General features: G+C 58.6%; 3 protein-coding genes. 2 read left to right on the forward strand and 1 reads right to left on the reverse strand.

Annotated features, from left to right (window positions below):
* Positions 1–56: 56 nt before the first annotated feature.
* Positions 57–1,274, reverse strand: coding sequence for a mandelate racemase/muconate lactonizing enzyme family protein (locus WBV42_RS12350; RefSeq protein ID WP_423986301.1), 1,218 nt, complete (start codon positions 1,272–1,274; stop codon positions 57–59).
* A 157-nt stretch (positions 1,275–1,431) separates the two neighbouring features.
* On the opposite strand from WBV42_RS12350, the gene WBV42_RS12355 reads away from it, so the two are divergent.
* Entirely contained in the window at positions 1,432–2,721 is a 1,290-nt protein-coding gene (locus tag WBV42_RS12355) for a DUF362 domain-containing protein (protein ID WP_423986302.1), read from the forward strand.
* Between the two features lie 56 nt (positions 2,722–2,777).
* Positions 2,778–4,124 carry a DUF362 domain-containing protein gene (locus WBV42_RS12360; protein ID WP_423986303.1) on the forward strand — a complete coding sequence of 449 codons (1,347 nt, stop codon included), beginning with the start codon at positions 2,778–2,780 and terminating at the stop codon, positions 4,122–4,124.
* Positions 4,125–5,093: the final 969 nt, after the last annotated feature.

Genomic DNA, 5,093 nt, shown 5'->3' on the forward strand with positions numbered 1-5,093 from the left:
CGAAACGGAAGAGCCGTCCGCGGCGGCGGCCGCGGACTACGAAACCGAGCTCTCGTTTAACTGAAACCGGATTCGCCTTCGAGCAGGTGTTCCTCGACGACGTCCTCGTCGAGTTCGATACCGAGTCCCGGTCGCTCGGGAACCTCGATGTACCCGTCCTCGATGAGCGGGTCGCTCGTGTGCAAGTCGTCCCACCAATCGACCTCCAGTGCGTGGTATTCGAGGACGTCGAAGTTGGGGATGCAGGCACCGAGATGGACGCACGCCATCGTGCCGATGGGACTGCAGACGTTGTGCGGCGAGAAGGCGATGTAGTTCTCCTCGGCGCGGTTGGCGATGGCCTTCGATTCGGCGAGACCGCCACAGGTCGACGGGTCGGGCGTGACGACGTCGACGCCGAAGTCGTAGAGGAGGTCCTTGAACTCGTGGACGCGGAACCGATTCTCGCCGGTCGCGAGCGGAATGCTGGTCGCTCGGGCGACTTCTCGCTGGGCGTCCATGTTCTCCGGGGGGACGACGTCTTCGAGCCACATCAGGTCGTACGGCTCCAACTTTCGTGCGACGCGTTTCGCGCTGTCCAATGAGTAATCCCAGTGGATGTCGAACGCGAGGTCGATTTCGTCGCCGATAGCCTCGCGGACCGCGTCCACGATATCGACCTTCCGCTGCACTGCGCGATTCGACACCCGTCCATTGTACGGGTCCGGATGGTTGTCCATCTCCATGTCGAGGTCGAACTTGATGGCGGTAAAGCCCATATCAACCACACGCGTCGCCTCCTCAGCGTACGCCTCGGGGCGATAGGCGTCCTCGTCGTGATGGGCGACGTATCCGTCCTTGGTCTCGAACGCCTCACCCGCGTGGCAATCGCAGTAAATTCGGACAGCGTCACGATACTTCCCACCGAGCAGCTGATAGACGGGAACGCCGAGGACTTTACCCATGATATCCCAACAGGCGATTTCGATACCTGAGGCGGCCGTCACAACCTTTCCGGTCGTGCCGCCGTGGCCGGACATATCCTGTACGATTCGACGGAAGATACGCTCCGGGTCGAGGGGGTTTTCACCGACGAGGAACCGCTTCGTATATTCCATGATGTCCGTGACCGTTCCGCCGCGATAGGATTCACCGATGCCCGTGACGCCCGCGTCCGTGTGTACTTTCACCAGATTCCACTCGAAGTTCCCTTCGACGACGGCGGTTTCGATGTCGGTTATCGTCACGTCCCGATCCGGCGCGCGGTTGGTCGCGTGATTGGAGAAGTCCCGCATCAGGCGAGTCCTCCGTATCTGTTCCGTTCGCTACCTTCTGGTGTGGTTTTCACGTCCATGAGATAACGTTTGAAGTAGGGAATTGAACCCATATAACAATTGGTGCCCGATACCGTATGGCACAACCGTTTAAGTAAACGCTTTCGCAACGGATGATATGGAGTTTCCCGACGCGAACGAACTCGCTTCCGTCGTCCCCGACGTAACGCTGCCGCGGTTCGCACGAGTCCGGTACGAACCGTCCACACCCGACCTCGACGACCCCGAATCGGCCGCCCGCGTTGCGGTCGAATCCCTCCCCCTCGAACAGATTCCGAAGGGGGGAACCGTTGCCGTTGGTGTCGGAAGTCGCGGCATCGACCGCATCGACACCGTCACCACCGCCGTCGTGGCCGAACTCGGCGAGCGAGGATTCGAGCCAATCGTCGTTCCCGCGATGGGAAGCCACGGTGGGGCGTCTCCGGAGGGCCAACGTTCCGTCCTCCAATCCTACGGCATCACCGAGGACGCAATCGGTTGTCCAATCGACCCGCGCACCGAGACGACCGTTCTCGGGAAAGCTGACCGCGGATTTCCCGTCCACTGGTCCACGGCCGCCCTCGAATCCGACGCCAGCATGGTGATAAACAGGGTGAAAGCTCACACGAACTTCCATGGAGCCTTCGAGAGCGGTCTCACGAAGATGGCCGTCATCGGACTCGGAAAACAACGGGGCGCTCAAAACACACACGAACATTCCATCGTCGACGGGTACGAGGACGTCCACCGAGACGCGTTTAGCGTCATCGCCGCCGAATCGAATCTCGTCGGCGGCATCGCGCTCGTCGAGAACTTCCACCATCGACTCGCGGAGGTTACCGGCATTCCGATCGAGGAATTACCCGACGGTGAGACGCCGCTGTTGGAACGGGCGTACGAGTACATGCCGACGCTCCCGTACGACGAACTCGATGTTCTCGTCGTGGACCAGATGGGAAAGGACGTCTCCGGGGCGGGTATGGACACGAACGTCATCGGTCGATACAACGTGTTGAACACGGACGACCCCGAATTCCCCGATATCAAACGGATCTACGTCCGCGGACTGACCGAAGCGTCCCATGGGAACGGTGCCGGCATCGGTCTCGCCGACGTCACCCGACAGTCGCTGATCGAAGGGCTCGACTTCGCACAAACGTACACCAACATCATAACGAGTAACTCCCTCGAGAAGGCGTCACTCCCGGTGGTCCTCCCGACCGACGAGGATGCTGTGAACGTCACGCTCTCCTCAGTCGGTCCCTACGACCCGGAACGGGTTCGCGTCGCATGGATTCACGACACGGGCCACCTCTCGGAGTTTCGTATTTCGGAAGCACTCGTCGACGAAGCCGAGACCGTTTCGGTCGAGGGATGGGAACAACTCCTCTTCGAGGGGGATGAAGCCACGTTCGAGGAACTCCAGTAAGATAGCGCGAGCAACCCTATGCTTTTGATGAAGGCCCTCGTAGTGTGGATATATACATGAAAGATGATTCTAATTCGGGACCACGTCCGGTTCCCGAGGAGATCGTTCTGGACGCATGTGGTGAACGGCCGCTTCCCGACGTCGGCATTATCGAACAATTGTGGAGGACGAGTCCGATCCCAAAGGACCGGATTGCGGATACGGCGGCGGCAGCGGTAGGTTCGTTCGACTTCGCGGATATCCCCGAGGGAGGAGACGTAGCTGTCGGTACGGGGAGCCGTGGCATCGCGAACATCCCGACCATCGTCCGCAGCATCGTTCACGAACTTCACGAGCGAGGGTACGAACCGTTCGTGTTCCCCGCGATGGGAAGCCACGGTGGGGCGACTGCCGACGGCCAACGCGAGATGCTGGCATCGCTCGGCGTCACCGAGGAAGCCATCGGCTGTGAAATCCGTGCGACGATGGAGACGACAGTCGTCGGGGAAACACTCGATCGTGGTGTCGAGGTCCACGCCGACGCGAACGCCGCCGCGGCGGATGCCATCGTCCCCATCAACCGAGTGAAACCCCACACTGATTTTCAGGGCGACGTCGAGAGTGGCCTGTCGAAGATGCTGGTCATCGGCATGGGGAAACAACGGGGAGCGAAGACTGCACACGAGTGGGCGATGGACTGGAGTTTCAGAAACATGATCCCCGAGATCGCGTCTCTGCTCGTCGAGGAACTACCCGTCGTCGGGGGTGTAGCCATCGTCGAGGACGAACATGACGAGACCGCGACCATCGAAGGTGTTCCCCCCGAAGGATTCCTCGACCGCGAGGCCGAACTGTTGGAGGAAGCGTACGCTCGACTTCCGACTATTCCGTTCGACGAAGTCGATGTCCTCGTCGTCGACCGAATGGGAAAGGACATCTCCGGGTCCGGGATGGACACGAACGTCATCGGACGTCTCGTGTTCGGTCCCGAACCCGCCCCCGAGAAACCGGATATCAAACGTATCTTCGTCCGCGGGCTCACAGAAGCCTCGCACGGTAATGCGACGGGTCTGGGTTCCGCCGATCTCATCCACGCAGACCTCTTCGAGACGATAAACCTCTCGGACACGTTCGTGAACGGACTCACGGCCTCGGCACCTCGGGGCGTCCGCATCCCACCGGCCGTGGAGACCGACCGGGCAGGCCTTCACGCCTGTCTTTCGACCATCGGCGTCACTTCCCCCGAGGACGCACGGGTCGTCCGTATTCGCGACACGATGCGGCTCGATCGCTTTGTGGCGTCGCCCGCCTTGATAGCGGAAGCACGCGAACGCGATGACCTGCGTGTCGTTCGTGAGCCGGAACCCATCGACTTCGAAGGTGGCCAGTTCACCGAAGACCTCGTCAGCGGTATGCTTCTCTGAAACAGGTCAGTGTCGGTGGATCCAGTCGCGTTAGTTTGACGAAGGGGTTCTGCATTTCGGAACAGAATCGACGGGTTGGCCGACGACGGATAGAATGGAGATGGAGTAAAATTGCACCATTACACCGATTCCGGGACGAAATCCACATTCTTGGAACGGGAGCGAGATGAAACGGTTTTAGATAGAATTTGTATTGTGGGCCCAAGTGCTGATAGGGAATCAACGGTTTCGGATTTGAATGTATGATTTGTACGGAATATCCATCTAGAATTTCGTTGTTGACATATTCTGACTATACACACCCGATTTGTTCTCAGATGAAGAACTCGACCGTTCAAGAGGGAGAAAAGGAACCAGACCACGTATTAAAGCGTGAAATGGCCATTCGAGGTCGACGAATGCACGGCTGAAAGCGAAGTAGGAGGACGGTAGAGGATCAATATCCGTTTATTGAGTATGCAAACGTTTCTTACATACAGAACGTTACAGAGATAGGCCCGTCATTGCACAGAATTGTCAGGAATTGTTCCGACAGATCGAATGGAGGATGCTGAGAGCAGAACGGAGATGGTAGCCCCGACATGGAATTTCGGAAACGAAAACTACCTCGTTCCGGGGTAATCATTGAATGTAAATCGGTAGCGATCGCGAACCATCGACCAGCCCATGTGCAATCTCCAAGTGGAAACTGCTCGGGGTCCTCGGCTCCCAACGGTCGACGAACAGCAGAAATCTATTACAATGATAGATGTGTAACGGTAAGTATGGTTCCGTCCTACTGGTGACGTCGGGAGAGATAATCCGATACTATCGGACATGACTCCCGACTGGCTGCCACCGTGGACAACGTCGACGAGCGAACAGGGCGAAGCAGACGGTACGCGGTAGCGGTTCAGGCCGATTCGGAACGACTTGCCACACGATTCGCAGTCGGAGACCGATTACACCGGGTGAACCGTCGGGAAGGAG

Origin of the sequence: Haladaptatus sp. (assembly GCF_049589095.1) — an archaeon.
Taxonomy (GTDB): Archaea; Halobacteriota; Halobacteria; order Halobacteriales; family Haladaptataceae; genus Haladaptatus.

Bases quoted from the DNA above. Each gene is read 5' to 3' on its own strand.
- WBV42_RS12350 (WP_423986301.1), bottom strand. From the start codon at position 1,274: ATGCGGGACTTCTCCAATCACGCGACCAACCGCGCGCCGGATCGGGAC.
- WBV42_RS12355 (WP_423986302.1), top strand. From the start codon at position 1,432: ATGGAGTTTCCCGACGCGAACGAACTCGCTTCCGTCGTCCCCGACGTA.
- WBV42_RS12360 (WP_423986303.1), top strand. From the start codon at position 2,778: ATGAAAGATGATTCTAATTCGGGACCACGTCCGGTTCCCGAGGAGATC.